Raw genomic sequence first — 19,660 nt, forward strand, 5'->3', positions numbered from 1 at the left:
ATCAGCGGGGGTATCAGCGCTTTTTCGGTTTGTTCTTCGGTTTTTTCTTGCCCTTGCCCAGCGGCATGGCCTGTTCGAACGCCTGGCGAACTTCATTCAGGCGTTTTTCATTGAGATCATGGACACGCTTGGCCCGTTCGGCATTAAGGTCGATCAACTTGTCATCTTGGTTCATGGTCAGATTACATCGCTATCCGTCGAGTTACATCAAAGGGCCACTATCGGTAACCTTCAACACGCGCTATGGGTTAATAATGCGGGCAAGTCAGTCGGTTATCCAGACCTCACGCACAACAAGGTCTGGGCAGTCCCGCGATTTCCCAGCACAATCCTCCGACCACGATCAAATGCAAAGGAGCGCCGAAGTGGCGTTACACCGGGATCTGCCGCCCTTGATGGCCCTGCGCGCCTTCGAGGCCGTGGCCCGCCACCTGAGCTTCATCAAGGCCGCCGATGAGCTGTGCGTCAGTCAGAGCGCTATCAGCCACCAGGTGCAGAAACTCGAACAGCATCTGGGTCGACAACTATTTATCCGACGCACCCGCGCCATTGATCTCACAGAGGATGGCGACCAGTACTACCAGCAAATACGCCCGGCCCTGGAGCAGATCGCCCTGGCGACCCGCCAGCTCAGCCTGCCCCGAGCCAACCAGGTGCTGCGCATTGGCCTGCTGGCCTCCTTCGCCACTCTCTGGTTGGCGCCGCGCCTGACCGGCTTCACGATTCGCCACCCGCAAATCAGGGTCGAGCTGGAACCCACGATCCAACTGGCCGATGTGGCCGGCGCCCAAGTGGACCTGGCGATCCGCTATGGCAAAGGCGGCTGGCCCCATGTCGACGCTGTACGCTTGATGGGCGAGCGCCTCTTTCCGGTCTGCAGCCCGGCCTTCAAGGCCAACGGCATCGAACACGGTCCGCTGCTCATGTCACAGGCACCGCAACCGTTCGAATGGATCGACTGGTCCCGCCACTATCACCTGGACGTTCAGCACTACCCCAGCGTCATGCTCCACGACTACAACATAGTGGTCGAAGCGGCCATCGCCGGGCAGGGTATTGCCATGGGGCGCCAGCGCCTGATCGAGCGCCGCCTCAAGGAAGGTGTGCTGGTGAATGCCTTCGACCAACCGGCCTTTGAAAGCGAGATCGGCTACTGGCTGGTCAAACCCAACAGCGCATTGAGCCCCGCCGCCGAATGCTTCTGTGAGTGGTTGCTGGAGCAGTGCAGCGCCGCCGACCCATGAGTTATCTGGATACGTCGGATTGAATCTATCCGTTTGTCGGCCCCAGGCCGGCCCAGCATGCTCAGGCCTCTTTCCCTGAGGTTTGCCCAATGAATCATTCCCTGTCCGACCGAGTGGCCCAGCTAGGCCTGAACCTGCCGCAACCGGGGCAGCCGATCGCCAACTATGTGAACTACGTCATCAGCCAGAACCAGCTGTTCATTTCCGGACAGATTCCCCTGCAAGACGGCAAGCCGGCCTTTATCGGACGCCTGGGCGACAGCCTGGACGAGGCCCAGGGTGCACAGGCCGCCGAACTCGCCGCGCTCGGCCTGCTGGCACAACTGGGCCACGCCCTTGACGATGATCTGTCGCGCCTGGTGCGGATCGTCCGTCTGGGTGTCTTTGTCGCCAGCAGTCCCGACTTCCAGCGCCAGGGAGCCGTGGCCAACGGCGCCTCCAACCTGCTGGTCAATGCCCTTGGCGACAAGGGCCGCCATGCGCGCACCGCCGTCGGCGTCGCCAGTCTACCCAGCGGTGTGGCCGTGGAGATCGACGCGATTTTCGAGCTGCGGCCATGAACGATCTGCTTGCGGACGAAATCGTCCGCCTGCGTGCCGCCACCCCTGGCTGCGCCCGGGTGATCCATTTCAATCACGCCGGCGCCTCCCTGCCCAGCCAGGCCACGCTGGACGCCATCAACGCGCAACTGCTGCGCGAAGCGACCATCGGGCCCATGGAAGCCGGCGTTGAAGGGGCCAGGCTGCAAGAGCAGGCTCGCCACTGGGCGGCCCGACTGCTGGGCACCGACAGCGCCGCCATCGCCTTTACCGGCAGCGGCTCGGCGGCCTGGGGCATGGCCTTCAGTGCCCTGGGGGAGTGGCGCCCGGGCGACCGGATTCTGGTGGGGCGGCATGAATGGGGCGGCAACCTGGCCTGCATGACCCAGGCCGTCCAATCCGGAGCCCGGATCGAGGTGATCCCCTGTGACGAGAGCGGCGCGGTGTCGGTGCCCGCCCTGGAACAGATGATCGATTCGCGCGTGAAGCTGATCGCCCTGACCTGGCTACCGGCCAACGGTGGCCTGATCAACCCGGCCCGGGCCATCGGCGAAGTGGCACGCCGACATGGCATTGCCTACTTCATCGACGCCGGACAAGCACTGGGCCAGTTGCCCTGTGATGTCCAGGCCCTGGGCTGCGATGTGCTCAAGGGCGCCGCCCGCAAGTTCCTCCGCGGACCGAGGGGAACAGCGCTGATGTATATACGCCCGGAATTCATGGCACGACTCAAGCCGGTCCAGCTCGATGTGCTCTCGGCCCCCTGGGACGGCCATGCCTTCACCCCGAGGAACGATGCGCGCCGCTTTGAAACCAGCGAAGTCTCCCTGGCGCTGCTGGCCGGACTGGCGAATGCGCTGAAAGAAGCCGTGGAGGTGGGGATCGAGCGCATTTATCAGCGAATCCAGGCGTTAAGCCAACCACTGCGCCAGGCACTGGGCCAGATCAACGGCCTTGAACTGCGCGACCTGGGCCTGCCCGGGCAGCAATCAGGACTGATTGCGTTCACGCTGGAAGGGTGGGACGTTTTTGAACTGAAACAGCGGCTGGCCGCAAACGGCATCAACCTGGGAGCCAATGGCACGGCTTATACGCCACTGGATATGCAAGCCCGGGACCTGCCGGCCATTGCGCGGATCGCCGTCAGTCATCTCAATACCGGGGAAGAAATCGACGCCTTGCTCCAGGCCCTGCGGCTACTGGTCAACGAGCGCCGTCAGACCTCAACGTCCACCAGCAGGCCCTGACGCGGCTGATCGTCCATCAGCGCCACCACCGGTACGGTATTGTCGGCATTCAACTCATCGCCCGGGACGGCCAGGTGCAACTCGGGGTCGTCGTCGGCTTCGCGGCGGCGTTGTTGCTGTTCCTGCTGGCGCCGCTGTTCCTCGCGCAGCAGCCAACCGGCCTCGTCCGGGTCACGCTTTTGCAGGTCGATGGTGCTCTCATTGGAGCTTTGTTGGACCGGCACCACGGGGGGGATATTCGGTTGCGGTCGAATCGGATCCGTCTGGGACGTAATCGGTACGACACTCAAAGGCAATATGGGTGGCAGCATTATGGCATTCTCCTGTCGTCAGGCTGTCGGCGGCGCGCTCGGCGACTTGAGCCCAGGATGGTCAAACTGTGACCGGATTAACAGACAAAGGTGCCCGAGATCCCGATGAGCTACCCTTTCCTTCAGGTCTCGCACCGACTAAAGGCGGGATGCTCGCTAAAAGCGCGGTATTTGTGAGCTTCTTTTGGCCTGAAAGCGTCGATTCCGTTAACATAGTCGGCTTTTTCAAGGCGGGAGTCAGGCAGCATGGCGCAGCAGTATCAACCGGGGCAACGCTGGATCAGTGACAGCGAAGCGGAGTTGGGTTTAGGCACCGTTCTGGCACAGGACGGCCGCTTGTTGACCGTGCTCTACCCGGCCACTGGCGACACCCGCCAGTATGCGCTACGGAATGCGCCCCTGACCCGCGTGAGGTTCTCGCCGGGCGACACCATCACCCACTTCGAAGGTTGGAAGATGACCGTGCGGGAAGTCGACGATGTCGACGGCCTGCTGGTCTATCACGGCCTCAACGCGCAGAACGAAGCCGTCACGCTGCCGGAAACCCAGCTGTCGAACTTCATCCAGTTCCGCCTGGCCAGCGACCGCCTGTTCGCCGGGCAGATCGACCCGTTGGCCTGGTTCTCGCTGCGCTACCACACCCTGGAACACACCAGCCGCCAGTTGCAATCCTCGCTCTGGGGCCTGGGCGGCGTACGCGCGCAACCGATCGCCCACCAGTTGCATATCGCCCGGGAAGTCGCCGACCGCATCGCACCACGGGTCTTGCTGGCCGACGAAGTGGGCCTGGGCAAGACCATCGAAGCCGGCCTGGTGATCCATCGCCAGTTGCTCTCGGGCCGCGCCAACCGCGTACTGATCCTGGTGCCGGAGAACCTGCAGCACCAATGGCTGGTGGAAATGCGCCGGCGCTTCAACCTGCAGGTCGCACTGTTCGACGCCGAACGTTTTATCGAAAGCGATGCCAGCAACCCGTTCGAAGACACCCAGTTGGCCCTGGTGGCCCTGGAGTGGCTGGTGGAAGACGAGAAGGCCCAGGATGCGCTGTTCGCCGCCGGTTGGGACCTGCTGGTGGTCGACGAAGCTCACCACCTGGTCTGGCACGAAGACCAGGTCAGCCCGCAATACGCTCTGGTCGAACAGCTGGCCGAGAGTATTCCCGGCGTCCTGCTGCTGACCGCGACCCCGGAACAACTGGGCCAGGACAGCCACTTCGCCCGTCTGCGCCTGCTTGACCCGAACCGTTTCCACGACCTCAAGGCCTTCCGCGCCGAGAGCGAGAACTATCGCCCGGTGGCCGAAGCCGTCCAGGAACTGCTGGACAAAGGTCGCCTGTCGCCTGCCGCGCACAAGACCATCCAGGGTTTCCTCGGTGATGAAGGTGAAGCCTTGCTGACCGCGGTCAACGACGGCGACGCCGAAGCCAGCGCGCGCCTGGTGCGTGAGCTGCTCGACCGCCACGGCACCGGCCGCGTGCTGTTCCGCAACACCCGCGCCGCCGTGCAGGGTTTCCCGGAGCGCAAGCTGCACGCCTACCCGCTGCCATGCCCGGACGAATACCTCGAACTGCCCCTGGGCGAACACGCCGAGCTGTACCCGGAAGTCAGCTTCCAGGCCCAGCCGGACACCGACGACGAAGCTCGCTGGTGGCGCTTCGACCCGCGTGTCGAGTGGCTGATCGACCAGCTGAAAATGCTCAAGCGCACCAAGGTCCTGGTGATCTGTGCCCATGCCGAAACCGCCATGGACCTGGAAGACGCCCTGCGCGTGCGCTCCGGGATTCCTGCCACGGTGTTCCACGAAGGCATGAATATCCTCGAACGTGACCGCGCCGCCGCCTACTTCGCCGATGAAGAGTTCGGTGCCCAGGTGCTGATCTGCTCGGAAATCGGCAGCGAAGGCCGCAACTTCCAGTTCTCCCACCACCTGGTGCTGTTCGACCTGCCGTCCCACCCGGACCTGCTGGAGCAGCGCATCGGCCGTCTCGACCGGATCGGCCAGAAGCATGTGATCGAACTGCATGTGCCGTACCTGCAGACCAGCCCGCAAGAGCGCCTGTTCCAGTGGTACCACGAAGCGCTGAACGCCTTCCTCAACACCTGCCCGACCGGCAACGCCTTGCAGCACCAGTTCGGCCCGCGCCTTCTGCCGCTGCTGGAAAACGCCGACGACGGCCAGTGGCAGGCGCTGATCGACGAAGCCCGTGGCGAGCGTGAGCGCCTGGAAGCCGAGTTGCACACCGGTCGCGACCGCCTGCTGGAACTCAACTCCGGTGGCGCCGGCGAAGGTGACGCGCTGGTCGAGGCGATCCATGAGCAGGACGACCAGTTCGCCCTGCCTATCTATATGGAAACCCTGTTCGACGCCTTCGGCATCGACAGCGAAGACCATTCGGAAAACGCCCTGATCCTCAAGCCGAGCGAGAAGATGCTCGACGCCAGCTTCCCCCTGGGCGACGACGAAGGCGTGACCATCACCTACGACCGCAACCAGGCGCTGTCGCGCGAAGACATGCAGTTCATCACCTGGGAACACCCGATGGTGCAGGGCGGCATGGACCTGGTGCTGTCCGGTTCGATGGGCAACACCGCCGTGGCGCTGATCAAGAACAAGGCGCTCAAGCCCGGTACCGTGTTGCTGGAGCTGCTCTATGTCAGTGAAGTGGTCGCGCCGCGCTCGCTGCAACTGGGCCGCTACCTGCCGCCGGCGGCATTGCGCTGCCTGCTGGATGCCAATGGCAACGACCTGTCGACACGGGTGGCCTTCGAAACCCTGAACGACCAGCTGGAAAGCGTGCCACGGGCCAGCGCCAACAAGTTCATCCAGGCCCAGCGCGACAGCCTGACGCCGAAGATCAACGCCGGTGAAGCCAAGATCGCACCACGTCACGCCGAGCGTGTGGCCGAGGCCCAGCGACGCCTGGCGGCGGATACCGATGAAGAGCTGGCACGCCTGACCGCGTTGCAGGCGGTCAACCCGAGCGTGCGAGACAGTGAGCTGGTGGCCTTGCGTCAGCAACGTGAGCAAGGTCTGGCCATGCTGGAAAAAGCCGCGCTGCGCCTGGAAGCGATTCGGGTGTTGGTGGCGGGCTGATAACTACCTGACGGTCCTGCATCATTAGAACTGACGTCTTCGCGGGCAAGCCCTGCTCCTACAGTGCTATGTCGTACACACCATCAGTGAACGACAATGTACTGTAGGAGCAGGGCTTGCCCGCGAAGAGACCCTTGAACCTTGCGAGGATCTGGCGTCAGGCGGTAACCGGCGCCACAGCCGGCGCATCCGCCACCATCCCCTCGCGCATACGCTGCGCATCCTTGCTGAAACACCGCGCCGCCTGGAACAGGAACGCCAGCGTCAATAACAAGGCACCCGGAATCAGGTACATCGCGTCATGCAGACCGACGGCCTTGAACGCCTCGCTCATCTGCTCGGCCCCCGCCGCCAGCATCGCCGCATGGGCGAAATGATCGGACAGCAAACCCACCACCACCGGCCCCAAACCACCGCCCAACAGATACAAACCGGCAAAGTAGACGGCCATCGCCGTCGCCCGCAGCCGTGGCTCGACCACGTCCTGAATCGCCGTATAAACACAGGTGTAGAAGTTATAGGCAAACAGCCAACCGACGCTGAACACCGCCACGAACACGCCGATCTCGATCCGCCCGGCATGCAGCGCCCAGCCGGTGGTCAACGTCGAGATCACCAGGCTTACCGCTGCGAACAACAGCCGACCATTGGCAACACGCTGGTGCAGCTTGTCCGCGACCCAACCGCCCAGCGTCAAACCAACCAAGCCGGTGACCCCGACAATAAAGCCGGTCGCCACCGCGGCTTCCTGCAAGGGCATGAGGAAATAGCGCTGCAGCATCGGCACCAGAAACGAGTTGCAGGCGTAGGTGGCAAAGTTGAAGGTCAGCCCCGCCAGCACCAGCCAGAGAAACGTCGGGATCGCCATCAGGCGACGCACAGGACGGTCGATCTTCTCCTGGGAGACCTTCACCGTTTCCGCCGCACCGCGCTTCGGTTCCTTGATCAAGAACATGAACCCCGCCAGCAGCAACCCCGGCACCGCCGCGATAAAGAACGGTGCGCGCCAGCTGTCGAAGGCCTTGACCATGGCCCCGGTGGTGAAGAACGCCAGCACCAGCCCCAGCGGCAAGCCGAGCATGAAGATGCCCATGGCCCGCGCCCGGCGGTGCGCCGGAAACAGATCGCCGATCAGCGAATTGGCGGCGGGCGCATAAGCGGCCTCGCCAATGCCCACCCCCATGCGTACCAGCAGGAAAGTGGCGAAACTGCCCACCAGGCCGTTCGCCGCCGTCAGCCCACTCCAGACCGCCAGGCCCCAGCCCATCAGCTTGCTGCGCGAGCCGTTGTCGGCCATCCGCCCCAGGGGCAGGCCGGCAATGGCATAGACAATGGTAAATGCGGTGCCGATGATGCCGATCTGGAAGTCGCTCAGATGCCACTCCATGCGGATCGGCTCGATGATGATCGCCGGCAGGGTACGGTCGTAGAAGTTGAAGAGGTTGGCGAGGAACAACAGGAACAGAATGCGCCAGGCATTCGCCGCTTGGGTCGAGTTCTGCATGGGGTCCGTCTCTTTTATTGTTATAGGGGCCAGCCCGCCAGACGCGTTGAGCCCGGAACCCTCAATCTAGTGAGCGGCGCCGGGCCTGTCTGCCACCATTCGCGGCGCTGATACCCGGCAATGCCCCGCGCGCCCTGCCCTATCACCTGATTGCCGCAGCCCCGGACGTCGGCAAAGGTTATGCAAAAAATACCTTTCAAAGCCCGGGCCGAAGCCTAGAATAGCCCTCGATTGACTCCCCCCACTTTCTCCGTGACCTTCCATGCCCGACGCTAATCCGTGTCTGAATTGTGGTGCCTGCTGTGCGTATTTCCGCGTGTCTTTCTATTGGGGAGAATGCGCCTCGGCCGGCGGCCTGGTGCCCGACGAACTGGTCACCCAGGTCGGCGTCAACCACGTGGCCATGCTCGGTACCGAACGCAGTGCCCCACGCTGCACCGCCCTTGAAGGCAAGGTCGGCGAGCAGGTCAGTTGCTCGATCTACCATCAACGTTCAAGCACCTGCCGGGAATTCGAGGCCTCATGGGTCGACGGCGTGCACAACGAGTACTGCGACAAAGCCCGCGCGGCGGCCGGACTGCCACCGCTGGAGCCGGAACAGGCCGGTTTTTTAGTACCCATCGCTATTTAGGTCATTTCCAAATCATTGGTGTCGCTCTGCCATGCCCCCTTGCAGCCTGAGGTGAGCCTCTATACTCCATCGCACTGGTCGGTGCTGAGTCACCGGTAGTCCAAGGCGTCAAGTAGGGCATGCTATGGAATGGCTGGGCTTGCATTTTGTTAACGAGCTTCCCGAAACCGGGCAGCTGCTGCTCAATTGCAGCCACAATCCGTTGCTAGTGCTATTGGCTTATCTGGTGGCCTGCGCGGCCTCTTTTGCCATGCTGGACATGGCCGAGCGCGTCGGTCATGTGGAAAAACCTTCGCAACAGCGGATCTGGCGCTGGGTCGGTGCCTGTTGCCTGGCCGGTGGCATCTGGGCCATGCACTTCATCAGCATGCTGGCATTCCAGGTGCCCATCGACATTCAATACGACCTGTCGATCACCCTCTCCTCCCTGCTGATCGCCCTGCTGGCCTCCTTCCTGGCCATGCACACCCTGGGGCATCCCGAGCTGCGCACCTCACAGTACGTGCGCGCCGCGCTGTTCATGGGATTGGGCATCGCAGCCATGCACTACGTCGGCATGTCGGCGTTGCAATCGAGTGCGGTGCAGTACTACAACCCCGGTCTGGTCGGTCTTTCTGTCCTGGTGGCCATCGGCACCAGTCTCGCGGCCCTGGTCTTGTCACGGCGCTTTCGCACCGGCAGCGGGATCTTTCACCAACTGCTCAAATACACCGCCAGCCTGGTGATGGGCGCCGGCATCTTCAGCACCCACTTCATCGGGATGTGGTCGTTGCACCTGATGCTGCCGGCAGGTAGCGCCTTGCCCGCACTGGCGGACAACCATCACCAGCAATTGGGCATGACCATCGCCCTGATCACCCTGCTGATCATCGGCAGCAGCATCAGCGCGGCCCTGGCGGACAAGAAGCTGCAGGGCAAGGAACATGACCTGCGACGGGTCAACGCCCTGCTCAGCCAGCTCGACCAGGCGCGCCTGTCACTGGCGCAAGTGGCCCACTACGACGCCCTGACCAACCTGATCAACCGCCGCGGTTTCAACCAGATCTTCGCCGAACGGCTGATGGAGCGCAGCACCAACGGCGGCATGCTGGCGGTGATGTTCCTCGATATCGACCACTTCAAGCGGATCAACGACAGCCTCGGCCACGATGCCGGCGACGAACTGCTCAAGGTCATCGCCGGACATATCAAGAGCGCGACCCGCAGTCACGACGATGTGGTGGCACGCTTTGGCGGCGACGAGTTCTGCATCCTCATCGGCCTGCACAACCGCGAAGAAGCCCGGCACATGGCCCAGCGCATCATGCTGAAAATGAAGGAGCCCATCGAGCTGGCCGGGCGACGCATGGTCATGACCACCAGCATCGGCATCAGCGTGTTTCCCGATGACGGCAAATCCTGTGAGGAACTGCTGAAAAACGCCGACCTGGCGCTGTACCAATCCAAGGGCGCGGGGCGCAACAGCCTGCACTTCTTCAGCTCCAACCTGAAAACCCGCGCCACCCTGGAGCTGCAACTCGAGGAGGAACTGCGCCAAGCCCTGCGCGACGGCAGCGGCCTGGCGCTGCACTACCAACCGATCTACGACCTCAAGAACGGCCAGGTCGCCAAACTCGAAGCCCTGGTGCGCTGGCAACACCCCCAGCACGGACTGCTCTCGCCCGACCGGTTCATCGGCATCGCCGAAGCCAACGGGATGATCGCCGAACTCGACGGTTGGGTCATGCGCAAAGCCTGCGAGGACCTGGCCTGGCTCTCCGAGCGCGGCTGCGACGAACTGAAGATCGCGGTGAACTGCTCGGCCCTGAACCTGGCACGGGAAGAACTGGCCGATGAAATCGAAAATATCCTGTGCACCGCCGGCATGCCGCCCCAGCGCCTGGAACTGGAAGTCACCGAGAACGCCCTGATGGGCAATATTTCCAACACCCTGCAACTGTTGCGGCAGATCCGCAGCCTCGGCGTGTCACTGTCCATCGACGATTTCGGCACCGGCTACTCGTCCCTGGCCTACCTCAAGCGCCTGCCCCTCAACACCCTGAAAATTGATCGCTCGTTCATCCTCGATGTGCCCAAATCGACCCAGGACATGGAAATCGTCCAGGCGATCATCGTCATGGCCCACACCCTGCACTTGCAAGTCGTCACCGAAGGCGTCGAAACCCAACAGCAGTACGAATTCCTCGCGCACTACGACTGCGACTTTATCCAGGGCTACCTGCTCAGCCGACCGGTTCCGCTCGAGGAGTTGTTACCGGTGCTGCGCCAGCTCGACCTACACTGGCAATTGCCCAGCACCGCGTTCAATCCGCTGATAGTACAAAATTCATAAAAAGTTCCACGCCAATTAAAGAACGCCAATTTTTGGCCGATCCATCGGTACTACAAGCAAGGATTCCCCCTAGGGGAGCCTAGGGATAAACCCTATCGCTCAGGCCAATATCGCGAGGTACAGTCGCGATCTCTCACTCCGTGATGGCGCGTTGATACCCCTTCGACCGCCGAACCAGACCAGGCAAATGGCGCACAATGACCTCTAAAAATACTCCAGCCAACGCAGTATCCGATCTGATAGCGCCCACGGTCGCGGAAAAACCCTACAAGGCCTATTCAACTCCCCGTCCGCTGTCGACTCAGCAATACCTGTACTTCACCGAAACCAACACCGACCGCATCCTCGACAACCTCGACGGCCTGCGCGACATGGTGTTCCCCCGCTCGCCCCATACCGAAGGCGAAAGCGAGGCGCGCCGCGAGCAGGAATTCCCATCGGTATGCCTGATCGGCCTGGGTCGCTGCGGTTCGAACATTGCCCTGGATGTCGCGGAACTGGTGTACAACGCCCGCAAGTTCTACCTCAACGAGTTCAACAACGAAGACAAGGTCAGCGACAAGGGCTACCGCCCGGCGCAATGGATCCGCAACAACCTGCGCCTGGTACAGAACAAATCCGCCAAACCGGTGTTCCTGGTGGAGCCGCTGGTGATGCTCGGCGACCTGGACAAGGACATCGCCGGGCGCATCCGTTTCTCGCGCAAGGGCGAGAAAAGCGGTTTTATCCGCGACTACAGCAAGATGAAGATCATGGACCTGTCGGAAGTCCATGCCGGTGGTGCGGGCAACGCGCCGATCCTCGGCCAGTACCTGGCCAAGATCATCCTGAACAAGGACACCCAGCGCTTCTCCAGCCCCGACTGGAAGATGATCCATTCGTACCTGATCGACTCCTGCGGCATCAAGGCCAACCAGTCACGCCTGTACTTTTCGATCTTCAGCGCCGGCGGCGGTACCGGTTCAGGCATGGCCTCGGAATTCGGCCTGGCCCAGCAATACTCCTACATGAACAAGACCTTCGACACCAAGCCGGCCGACGAGCACGACAGCAAGAGCGGCCACTCCTTCGTGTTCGAACCGATCTTCACCAGCGGCATCTGCGTACTGCCGAATATTTCCGACCACCGCAGTGAAATGTCCGAAGCACTGCACATCAACGCCGGTCGCCTGCTCTGCAAGTACCTGTCCGAAGAGTGGGACTTCTCGTACAACTTCGACAATGACGACAGCAGCGAAGCCAGCGTCATGGGCCGTATTCGCCCATGGAACGCGATGATGCTGATCTCCAACGACATCATGCGTTATGCCGAAGAAAGCGATGACGGCAACATCCAGAACATTGATGTCAATGCCATGGAGAAACACGCCAACCAGTACATCTCCCAGCAGATCTTCAACATCCTGACCGCCCAGGCGGTAACCACTGACTACGACCAGAACTATTTCCGGCGTGCCGGCATCGACATCGGCGAGACCATTCGCCTGGATGCCAACGACCTGTTTATGAGCCTGGCCGGCCCGGTGGCGATTGCCTACGCCGAATCCGTGGTACCGGAACAGCCGGCGCCCACCGGCGACAAGTTCAAAGTGTTCGAGAAAGAACCCCAGCGGCTGAATATCGACGACCTGTTCTTCCGTTCCATCGACCTGCCGCACTTCAACAAAGTGACCCAGGCGATCGAAGGCATCAGCCTGCTACCGATCGAGTCCAAGCGCTATCGCGCGGCCCTCGACCAGTACAAGACCTCGGGCTACGACGCCGCGGCGCTGCACGACCTGCACTTCTTCAAGAACTGCTCGTCGGTGGTCTCGATCGTCTCCCTGCCCAAGGACTACAAACTGTCCTATATGGACCTGAACCGGCTCAAGACCCACCTCAACAGCCTGTTCCCCAACACCACGCTCAAGCGCTACGCCTTGGTGATCGGTGCCTCGGCGAACCTGTCGCTGACCACCCTGATCGCCAAGAGCCCGTGCCTGTCGGACGACTTCCTGACCCTGATCGTGGCTTTTATCAAGCGTTGCTTCGCACGTAACCCGTACCGTTTCGACGATACGCTGGACAACTCGATGCTGGACTTCATCACCCGCGATGAGTTCGACGAAGACAGCCTCGACGAGTTGCTCAACGAGTTCGAAAACCCGGCGAAAATCCTCGATACCAACTGGTACGCGATCAAGCCGATGTACGAGAAGAAGTACCGCGAGCTGATCAACGACAAGGAAAAGTTCGTCTCGATCAACGATATCCGCCTGTCCCGCGACTGCGTGAAGAAGGCCATCAAGTACCTGCGCGAGATCTACCGTCACCGCATCGGCAAGACCAAGGTCATTTCGCTGAACAACCACACCGGCAAGACCGAGTACTAGAAAAGCTCCCACGAGCCGCAAGCCATTGGCTCGCGGCTCGCGGGGTGCATCTGTCTCTGTGCATTTTCTCCACGGGCAAACTGCCATTACTGCGCAACGCAGTTACTGACCTACACACCGGCAAGCTATAAACGCACAAGGGTTATGCACTATTAGTGGGCGCCGAATTATTTTGTTGCTCTTTCCTGGATCATCACCCAGGGCGAAACCACCACCGCCCACAACTCCGGATCGCGTTCGAAAAGATCCAGCGCCCGCGACTCAGACACCTTGGCGAGCTCCCCGCTCGCCAGCCATGCGGCGACTTTCCCAGCCTGGTTCTCGGCCACGGCCTCGGCGGCGGCGATCAGATCCAGTGCCGGCTCGACCCACAATAGGGCACCCCGGGCAAAGAACGGTTGCAGCTCTTCCCAGCGAATAGATGCAGTTTCACCAAGCAGCTTGGCATAGAGGGTGCTAGGTTCTTGAATCATGGGGTTCCACCTGAGAAAAAATCGGCGCAATCATAACGTCGAGGCTCGCTTGGAAACACCCAGATGAAACTGAAGGGGTGATCGAGGGGATGGAAGGCGCCAGGGATTGCAGCTGAAAGCTAGCAACATCCAGACAAAAATCTGCATGATAATCTGCCGCTATTCTGTCTCTTTCTTTCACTTAAGCGACATATCTCGATTTTGCCTCCGGCTGCCCGCTATCCAATCGATGAGGGCGCACACTAAACTGTATCGGTACAGTTGCCGGGGCAAGAACCGGGATATCGGCGTTAAATCTGACCCGGTCCCACAGCTCCGGCCGTAGGACTCTAAAAACTACAACAGCAAGAGTGGAGCACTAATGACTAAGCAGATTTCCAAACTGTTCGCCGCTATGGTTCTGGCCGGGGTTGCCAGCCATTCTTTCGCTGCAGACACCATCAAGATCGGCATTGCCGGCCCGAAAACCGGCCCTGTGACCCAATATGGCGACATGCAGTTCATGGGCGCGAAAATGGCCATCGAACAGATCAACGCCAAGGGCGGCGTCGACGGCAAGATGCTCGAAGCCAAGGAATACGACGATGCGTGCGACCCTAAACAGGCCGTAGCCGTGGCCAACAAAGTGGTCAACGACGGCGTCAAATTCGTAGTCGGTCACCTCTGCTCCAGCTCTACCCAACCGGCTTCGGATATCTACGAAGACGAAGGCGTGATCATGATCACTCCGGCTGCCACCAGCCCGGAAATCACCGCTCGCGGCTACAAGATGGTGTTCCGTACCATCGGCCTGGACAGCGCCCAGGGCCCTGCCGCCGGTAACTACATCGCCGATCACGTCAAACCGAAAATCGTTGCTGTCCTGCACGACAAACAGCAATACGGTGAAGGCATCGCCACCGCGGTCAAGCAGACCCTCGAGAAGAAAGGCGTGAAGGTTGCCGTCTTCGAAGGCCTGAACGCCGGCGACAAGGACTTCTCCTCGATCATCCAGAAACTCAAGCAAGCCAACGTCGACTTCGTCTACTACGGCGGCTACCACCCGGAACTGGGCCTGATCCTGCGTCAGTCCAAGGAAAAAGGCCTGAACGCCAAGTTCATGGGTCCGGAAGGCGTCGGCAACGACTCCATCTCGCAAATTGCCCAGGACGCTTCCGAAGGCCTGCTGGTGACCCTGCCGAAGTCCTTCGACCAGGATCCGGCCAACAAGGCCCTGGTAGATGCGTTTGCGGCCAAGAAAGAAGACCCGACCGGCCCATTCGTATTCCCGGCCTACTCGGCTGTGGAAGTCATCGCCGAAGGCATCAAGGCCGCTAAGAGCGAAGACACCGCCAAGGTGGCAGCCGCCATCCACGCCGGTACCTTCAAGACTCCGACTGGCGACCTCAGCTTCGACGCGAAGGGCGACCTGAAGGACTTCAAGTTCGTGGTCTACCAATGGCACTTCGGCAAACCGAAAACCGAAGTATCCCCTCAGTAAGTCAGGCCTGACCGGTCAAGAAGCCCACTGTGCAAGCAGTGGGCTTTGTTTTACGAGGTTTATGGGCCCGACACCCGCGATCCGGGAGCTGGCTCACCTGAAAATCTTAAAACCGTCACCAGCGGTTCGCTGGCAAACGCTCGTGCCGACGTGGCCACAGACCACGGCACCGGGCCGGAACATGACTCCACCAGTGAAATGCGTATCGGGTTTTTAGGAGCGCTGTAATGCCTGAGATCTATCACTTCTTCCAACAGCTGGTTAATGGCCTGACCATTGGCAGCACCTATGCCTTGATTGCCATTGGCTACACAATGGTTTACGGCATTATTGGAATGATCAACTTCGCCCATGGCGAGGTGTACATGATTGGTTCCTACGTGGCCTTCATCGCCCTTGCCGGGCTGGCCATGCTGGGTATCCACTCACTGCCGCTGTTGATGACCGCCGCGTTTATCGCGTCGATCGTCGTGACCAGTGCCTATGGCTACAGTATCGAGCGCGTTGCCTATCGCCCCTTGCGTGGCAGCAACCGCCTGATACCGCTGATTTCCGCCATCGGCATGTCGATTTTCCTGCAGAACACCGTACTGCTGTCCCAGGACTCCAAGGACAAGTCCATCCCCAACCTGATCCCGGGGAGCTTCTCCTTTGGTCCAGGCGGCGCAGAGGAAGTGCTGATTTCCTACATGCAGATCCTGGTATTCGTCGTCACCCTGGTGGCCATGACCGGACTGACGCTGTTCATCTCCCGTTCACGCCTGGGCCGCGCCTGTCGCGCTTGCGCCGAAGACATCAAGATGGCCAACCTGCTGGGTATCAACACCAACAACATCATCGCCCTGACCTTCGTCATCGGCGCCGCCCTCGCGGCGGTAGCGGCCGTGCTGCTGAGCATGCAATACGGCGTGATCAACCCCAACGCGGGCTTCCTCGTGGGCCTGAAAGCCTTTACCGCGGCAGTCCTGGGCGGCATCGGCAGTATTCCGGGCGCCATGCTCGGCGGGCTGGTGCTGGGGGTGGCCGAAGCCTTTGGCGCCGACATCTTCGGCGACCAGTACAAAGACGTGGTGGCATTCGGTCTTTTGGTTCTGGTGCTGTTGTTCCGGCCGACCGGCATCCTGGGCCGTCCGGAGGTTGAGAAAGTATGACTAAATATCTCAAATCGGCGCTGTTCAGCGCCTTGCTGGTGTGGGCAGTAGCGTTCCCAGTACTCGGGCTCAAGCTGAGTATCGTCGGGATCAACCTCGAAGTGGAGGGCACGGGTCCCGTCACCCTGGGCATCATCGCCCTGTGCTCGATCCTGATGTTCCTGCGGGTGCTCTTCAGCCAGCAGTTCAGTGCAATGTTCAAGTCGAACCGTGGTCCGCTGGTTTCGCCCAAGGTCGGTCAGTTCCTGACCCTGCCGCGCACCCAGCGCTGGATCATCATCGGCCTGATCGTGACCGCGTTGATCTGGCCGTTCTTCGGCTCGCGCGGCGCGGTCGACATCGCCACCCTGATCCTGATCTACGTGCTACTGGGCCTGGGTCTGAACATCGTGGTCGGCCTGGCCGGCCTGCTCGACCTGGGTTATGTCGGCTTCTACGCGGTAGGCGCCTACACCTACGCACTGCTGTCGCACTACTTCGGCTGGAGCTTCTGGATCTGCCTGCCGCTCGCCGGCCTGATGTCGGCCACTTTCGGCTTCCTGCTGGGCTTCCCGGTCTTGCGCTTGCGCGGTGACTACCTGGCCATCGTAACCCTGGGCTTCGGGGAAATCATCCGGCTGTTCCTGCGTAACCTCACCGACCTCACCGGCGGCCCCAACGGCATCAGCAACATTCCCAAGCCGACCTTCTTCGGGCTGTCGTTCGAACGTAGCGCCGCAGAGGGCGCGCGGACCTTCCACGAATTCTTCGGGTTGGCCTACAACCCGGTGAACAAGGTGGTGTTCCTGTACCTGGTGGCCCTGTTGCTGGCCTTGCTGGCGCTGTTCGTGATCAATCGCCTGCTGCGCATGCCCATCGGCCGTGCCTGGGAAGCATTGCGCGAAGACGAAATCGCCTGCCGTGCATTGGGCCTGAATCCGACCGTGATCAAGCTCTCGGCCTTCACCCTGGGCGCCTGCTTCGCCGGTTTCGCTGGCAGCTTCTTCGCCGCGCGCCAAGGCCTGGTGACGCCGGAGTCGTTCACCTTCATCGAGTCGGCGATCATTCTCGCCATCGTCGTGCTGGGTGGCATGGGCTCGCAACTGGGGGTGATCCTTGCCGCCGTGGTGATGATCCTGCTGCCGGAGCTGATGCGTGACTTCAGCGAATACCGCATGTTGATGTTCGGCGCCCTGATGGTGTTGATGATGATCTGGCGTCCACAAGGTCTGCTGCCCATGCAACGTCCTCACATGGAGCTGCGCAAATGAGCCGTGAGATCCTGAAAGTAACCGACCTGAGCATGCGCTTCGGTGGTCTCCTGGCAGTCAATGGCGTGGCCCTGACCGTCCAGGAAAAACAAGTGGTGGCCTTGATCGGCCCGAACGGCGCCGGCAAGACCACGGTGTTCAACTGCCTGACCGGGTTCTACAAGCCGAGTGCCGGCAGCATCCTGCTCGACGGCCAGCCGATCCAGGGCCTGGCCGGCCATGAGATTGCCCGCAAGGGCGTGGTACGGACCTTCCAGAACGTGCGTCTGTTCAAGGACATGACCGCAGTGGAAAACCTGCTGATCGCCCAGCACCGGCACCTGAACACCAACTTCCTCGCCGGCCTGTTCAAGACCCCATCGTTCCGCAAGAGCGAACGCGAAGCCATGGAATACGCCGAGTACTGGCTGGACAAGGTCAACCTGACCGAGTTCGCCAACCGCCCGGCGGGCACCCTGGCCTATGGTCAGCAACGTCGCCTGGAAATCGCCCGCTGCATGATGACCCGCCCGCGGATCCTCATGCTCGACGAGCCCGCGGCCGGCCTGAACCCGCGGGAAACCGACGACCTCAAGGCGCTGATCAGTGTGCTGCGTGAGGAACACAACGTCACGGTGCTGCTGATCGAGCACGACATGAAGCTGGTCATGAGCATTTCCGACCATATCGTCGTGATCAACCAGGGCACACCGTTGGCCGACGGCACGCCACAACAGATCCGCGACAATCCCGACGTGATCAAAGCCTACCTGGGGGAAGCGTAAATGCTGCAATTCGAAAACGTTTCCACCTTCTACGGCAAGATCCAGGCCCTGCACAGTGTCAACGTGGAGGTTCGCCAGGGTGAAATCGTCACCCTGATCGGTGCCAACGGCGCGGGCAAATCGACGCTGCTGATGACCCTGTGCGGTTCACCGCAGGCCCATAGCGGCAGTATCCGCTACCTGGGCGAAGAGCTGGTGGGGCAGGAATCTTCGCAGATCATGCGCAAAAGCATCGCGGTGGTGCCGGAAGGCCGTCGCGTGTTCTCCCGCCTGACCGTGGAAGAAAACCTCTCCATGGGCGGCTTTTTCACCGACAAGGGCGATTATCAGGAGCAGATGGACAAAGTCCTGGGGCTGTTCCCACGTCTCAAGGAACGTTTCAACCAGCGCGGCGGCACCATGTCCGGCGGTGAACAGCAGATGCTCGCCATTGGCCGGGCGCTGATGAGCAAGCCGAAACTGTTGCTGCTGGACGAACCGTCCCTGGGCCTGGCGCCGATCATCATCCAGCAGATCTTCGATATCATCGAACAGCTGCGCAAGGACGGTGTGACGGTGTTCCTGGTGGAACAGAACGCCAACCAGGCACTGAAAATCGCCGACCGTGCCTATGTGCTGGAAAACGGCCGGGTGGTGATGGAAGGCAGCGGCAACGACCTGCTGACCGATCCCAAGGTGCGTGAAGCGTATCTGGGCGGTTGATGCCCCGGCGAAACCCGCAAAGCCCCGATTTATCGGGGCTTTTCTTTGACCGGCGAAACATCGGGAAAACCTTGCCGGGTACCGCCGCGAAAAATAGTCGATTATTTTTGCCCCAGGCTGTAACAACCACTAGCCTCGAGGCTCAAGTAAAGCAAGAAAGCAATGAAACCCAACCAACCCCTGCTTTCATCATTGAAGACACATCGGAGATCGACCATGAGCACTTCCACTACCCGTACCCTGTCCGCCGCCACCCTCGCCCTGGCCCTCGGTTCTGCCCTGAGCATGGCGGCATTGCCGATGAGTGCCCACGCCGCCGACGGCGTGGAAAAATGCTTCGGTGTGGCCATGGCAGGCAAGAACGACTGCGCCGCCGGTGCCGGTACCACCTGCGCCGGTACTTCGACCAAGGACTTCCAGGCCAACTCCTGGAAGTCCGTGCCAAAAGGTACCTGCTTGAGCACTAAAAGCGAGACCTCGCCCACTGGCAAGGGTCAGCTGGAAGCCTTCACCCCCAAGGCCTGATCAACCAGAGCCCTGCCACCTGTCAGCCTGAGCGCCGAAGAT

The 19,660-nt window shown here is 61.1% G+C and carries 17 protein-coding genes; 13 read left to right on the forward strand and 4 right to left on the reverse strand.

Features of this window, described 5'->3' with window-relative positions; genetic code table 11:
• Positions 1–13: 13 nt before the first annotated feature.
• Positions 14–175, reverse strand: coding sequence for a hypothetical protein (locus M5B42_RS04490; RefSeq protein ID WP_177099862.1), 162 nt, complete (start codon positions 173–175; stop codon positions 14–16).
• Between the two features lie 190 nt (positions 176–365).
• Between M5B42_RS04490 and M5B42_RS04495 the strand changes: the two genes are divergently transcribed.
• The 3 genes from M5B42_RS04495 (at position 366) to M5B42_RS04505 (ending at position 3,030) form a co-directional block, all read left to right on the forward strand.
• A complete protein-coding gene (locus tag M5B42_RS04495; protein ID WP_248745132.1) occupies positions 366–1,244 on the forward strand; it encodes a LysR substrate-binding domain-containing protein in 879 nt (292 codons plus the stop codon).
• An 89-nt stretch (positions 1,245–1,333) separates the two neighbouring features.
• Complete coding sequence (locus tag M5B42_RS04500; protein WP_152737922.1) at positions 1,334–1,804, forward strand: RidA family protein; 471 nt, start codon at positions 1,334–1,336, stop codon at positions 1,802–1,804.
• Positions 1,801–3,030 carry an aminotransferase class V-fold PLP-dependent enzyme gene (locus M5B42_RS04505; protein WP_248745133.1) on the forward strand — a complete coding sequence of 410 codons (1,230 nt, stop codon included), beginning with the start codon at positions 1,801–1,803 and terminating at the stop codon, positions 3,028–3,030. The genes M5B42_RS04500 and M5B42_RS04505 overlap by 4 nt, the downstream gene beginning before the upstream one ends.
• Here the strand turns inward: M5B42_RS04505 and M5B42_RS04510 are convergent.
• Entirely contained in the window at positions 3,000–3,341 is a 342-nt protein-coding gene (locus tag M5B42_RS04510; RefSeq protein WP_100938707.1) for an aspartate-semialdehyde dehydrogenase, read from the reverse strand. The genes M5B42_RS04505 and M5B42_RS04510 overlap by 31 nt on opposite strands.
• Before the next feature lie 246 nt (positions 3,342–3,587).
• Here M5B42_RS04510 and rapA point away from each other — a divergent pair, with 246 nt between their 5' ends.
• The gene (gene rapA / locus M5B42_RS04515) at positions 3,588–6,434 is read left to right on the forward strand and encodes an RNA polymerase-associated protein RapA (protein ID WP_248745134.1); all 2,847 of its coding nucleotides are present in this window, start codon (positions 3,588–3,590) and stop codon (positions 6,432–6,434) included.
• 157 nt (positions 6,435–6,591) lie between these two features.
• On the opposite strand, the gene M5B42_RS04520 is transcribed toward rapA, so the two are convergent.
• Positions 6,592–7,938 carry an MFS transporter gene (locus tag M5B42_RS04520; RefSeq protein ID WP_177099854.1) on the reverse strand — a complete coding sequence of 449 codons (1,347 nt, stop codon included), beginning with the start codon at positions 7,936–7,938 and terminating at the stop codon, positions 6,592–6,594.
• A gap of 262 nt (positions 7,939–8,200) precedes the next feature.
• Between M5B42_RS04520 and M5B42_RS04525 the strand changes: the two genes are divergently transcribed.
• The 3 genes from M5B42_RS04525 to M5B42_RS04535 all read left to right on the forward strand — a co-directional run bounded on the left by M5B42_RS04525 (position 8,201) and on the right by M5B42_RS04535 (position 13,273).
• Complete coding sequence (locus M5B42_RS04525; RefSeq protein WP_103496323.1) at positions 8,201–8,569, forward strand: YkgJ family cysteine cluster protein; 369 nt, start codon at positions 8,201–8,203, stop codon at positions 8,567–8,569.
• A 124-nt stretch (positions 8,570–8,693) separates the two neighbouring features.
• Positions 8,694–10,901, forward strand: a complete 2,208-nt coding sequence (locus M5B42_RS04530) for an EAL domain-containing protein (RefSeq protein WP_283099679.1) — start codon at positions 8,694–8,696, stop codon at positions 10,899–10,901.
• 197 nt (positions 10,902–11,098) lie between these two features.
• Positions 11,099–13,273, forward strand: coding sequence for a hypothetical protein (locus M5B42_RS04535; RefSeq protein WP_103496321.1), 2,175 nt, complete (start codon positions 11,099–11,101; stop codon positions 13,271–13,273).
• Between the two features lie 167 nt (positions 13,274–13,440).
• Here the strand turns inward: M5B42_RS04535 and M5B42_RS04540 are convergent, their stop codons facing one another.
• Entirely contained in the window at positions 13,441–13,746 is a 306-nt protein-coding gene (locus tag M5B42_RS04540; protein ID WP_103496320.1) for a DUF2288 domain-containing protein, read from the reverse strand.
• Positions 13,747–14,107: 361 nt separating this feature from the next.
• Between M5B42_RS04540 and M5B42_RS04545 the strand changes: the two genes are divergently transcribed.
• From M5B42_RS04545 to M5B42_RS04570, 6 genes are all read left to right on the forward strand, one after another.
• Positions 14,108–15,226 (forward strand): branched-chain amino acid ABC transporter substrate-binding protein, encoded by a 1,119-nt coding sequence (locus M5B42_RS04545; RefSeq protein ID WP_152737910.1) that lies wholly within the window; start codon positions 14,108–14,110, stop codon positions 15,224–15,226.
• Positions 15,227–15,453: 227 nt separating this feature from the next.
• Positions 15,454–16,377 carry a high-affinity branched-chain amino acid ABC transporter permease LivH gene (gene livH, locus M5B42_RS04550; protein ID WP_103496317.1) on the forward strand — a complete coding sequence of 308 codons (924 nt, stop codon included), beginning with the start codon at positions 15,454–15,456 and terminating at the stop codon, positions 16,375–16,377.
• Positions 16,374–17,627, forward strand: coding sequence for a high-affinity branched-chain amino acid ABC transporter permease LivM (locus M5B42_RS04555; protein WP_103496316.1), 1,254 nt, complete (start codon positions 16,374–16,376; stop codon positions 17,625–17,627). Before livH ends, M5B42_RS04555 begins: the two co-directional genes overlap by 4 nt.
• Complete coding sequence (livG, locus tag M5B42_RS04560; protein ID WP_103496315.1) at positions 17,624–18,391, forward strand: high-affinity branched-chain amino acid ABC transporter ATP-binding protein LivG; 768 nt, start codon at positions 17,624–17,626, stop codon at positions 18,389–18,391. The genes M5B42_RS04555 and livG overlap by 4 nt, the downstream gene beginning before the upstream one ends.
• Complete coding sequence (locus M5B42_RS04565) at positions 18,392–19,093, forward strand: ABC transporter ATP-binding protein (RefSeq protein WP_103496314.1); 702 nt, start codon at positions 18,392–18,394, stop codon at positions 19,091–19,093.
• A 216-nt stretch (positions 19,094–19,309) separates the two neighbouring features.
• A complete protein-coding gene (locus M5B42_RS04570; protein WP_152737904.1) occupies positions 19,310–19,618 on the forward strand; it encodes a DUF2282 domain-containing protein in 309 nt (102 codons plus the stop codon).
• Positions 19,619–19,660: the final 42 nt, after the last annotated feature.

The sequence above is a fragment of the Pseudomonas sp. MWU12-2037 genome, assembly GCF_023242345.1.
Lineage (GTDB): Bacteria > Pseudomonadota > Gammaproteobacteria > Pseudomonadales > Pseudomonadaceae > Aquipseudomonas > Aquipseudomonas gingeri_D.

What these genes read in the sequence shown, in the direction of transcription:
- M5B42_RS04490 (WP_177099862.1), bottom strand. Translation starts at nt 175, where the DNA reads ATGAACCAAGATGACAAGTTGATCGACCTTAATGCCGAACGGGCCAAG.
- M5B42_RS04500 (WP_152737922.1), top strand. Translation starts at nt 1,334, where the DNA reads ATGAATCATTCCCTGTCCGACCGAGTGGCCCAGCTAGGCCTGAACCTG.
- M5B42_RS04505 (WP_248745133.1), top strand. Translation starts at nt 1,801, where the DNA reads ATGAACGATCTGCTTGCGGACGAAATCGTCCGCCTGCGTGCCGCCACC.
- M5B42_RS04510 (WP_100938707.1), bottom strand. Translation starts at nt 3,341, where the DNA reads ATGCTGCCACCCATATTGCCTTTGAGTGTCGTACCGATTACGTCCCAG.
- rapA (WP_248745134.1), top strand. Translation starts at nt 3,588, where the DNA reads ATGGCGCAGCAGTATCAACCGGGGCAACGCTGGATCAGTGACAGCGAA.
- M5B42_RS04520 (WP_177099854.1), bottom strand. Translation starts at nt 7,938, where the DNA reads ATGCAGAACTCGACCCAAGCGGCGAATGCCTGGCGCATTCTGTTCCTG.
- M5B42_RS04525 (WP_103496323.1), top strand. Translation starts at nt 8,201, where the DNA reads ATGCCCGACGCTAATCCGTGTCTGAATTGTGGTGCCTGCTGTGCGTAT.
- M5B42_RS04530 (WP_283099679.1), top strand. Translation starts at nt 8,694, where the DNA reads ATGGAATGGCTGGGCTTGCATTTTGTTAACGAGCTTCCCGAAACCGGG.
- M5B42_RS04535 (WP_103496321.1), top strand. Translation starts at nt 11,099, where the DNA reads ATGACCTCTAAAAATACTCCAGCCAACGCAGTATCCGATCTGATAGCG.
- M5B42_RS04540 (WP_103496320.1), bottom strand. Translation starts at nt 13,746, where the DNA reads ATGATTCAAGAACCTAGCACCCTCTATGCCAAGCTGCTTGGTGAAACT.
- M5B42_RS04545 (WP_152737910.1), top strand. Translation starts at nt 14,108, where the DNA reads ATGACTAAGCAGATTTCCAAACTGTTCGCCGCTATGGTTCTGGCCGGG.
- livH (WP_103496317.1), top strand. Translation starts at nt 15,454, where the DNA reads ATGCCTGAGATCTATCACTTCTTCCAACAGCTGGTTAATGGCCTGACC.
- M5B42_RS04555 (WP_103496316.1), top strand. Translation starts at nt 16,374, where the DNA reads ATGACTAAATATCTCAAATCGGCGCTGTTCAGCGCCTTGCTGGTGTGG.
- livG (WP_103496315.1), top strand. Translation starts at nt 17,624, where the DNA reads ATGAGCCGTGAGATCCTGAAAGTAACCGACCTGAGCATGCGCTTCGGT.
- M5B42_RS04565 (WP_103496314.1), top strand. Translation starts at nt 18,392, where the DNA reads ATGCTGCAATTCGAAAACGTTTCCACCTTCTACGGCAAGATCCAGGCC.
- M5B42_RS04570 (WP_152737904.1), top strand. Translation starts at nt 19,310, where the DNA reads ATGAGCACTTCCACTACCCGTACCCTGTCCGCCGCCACCCTCGCCCTG.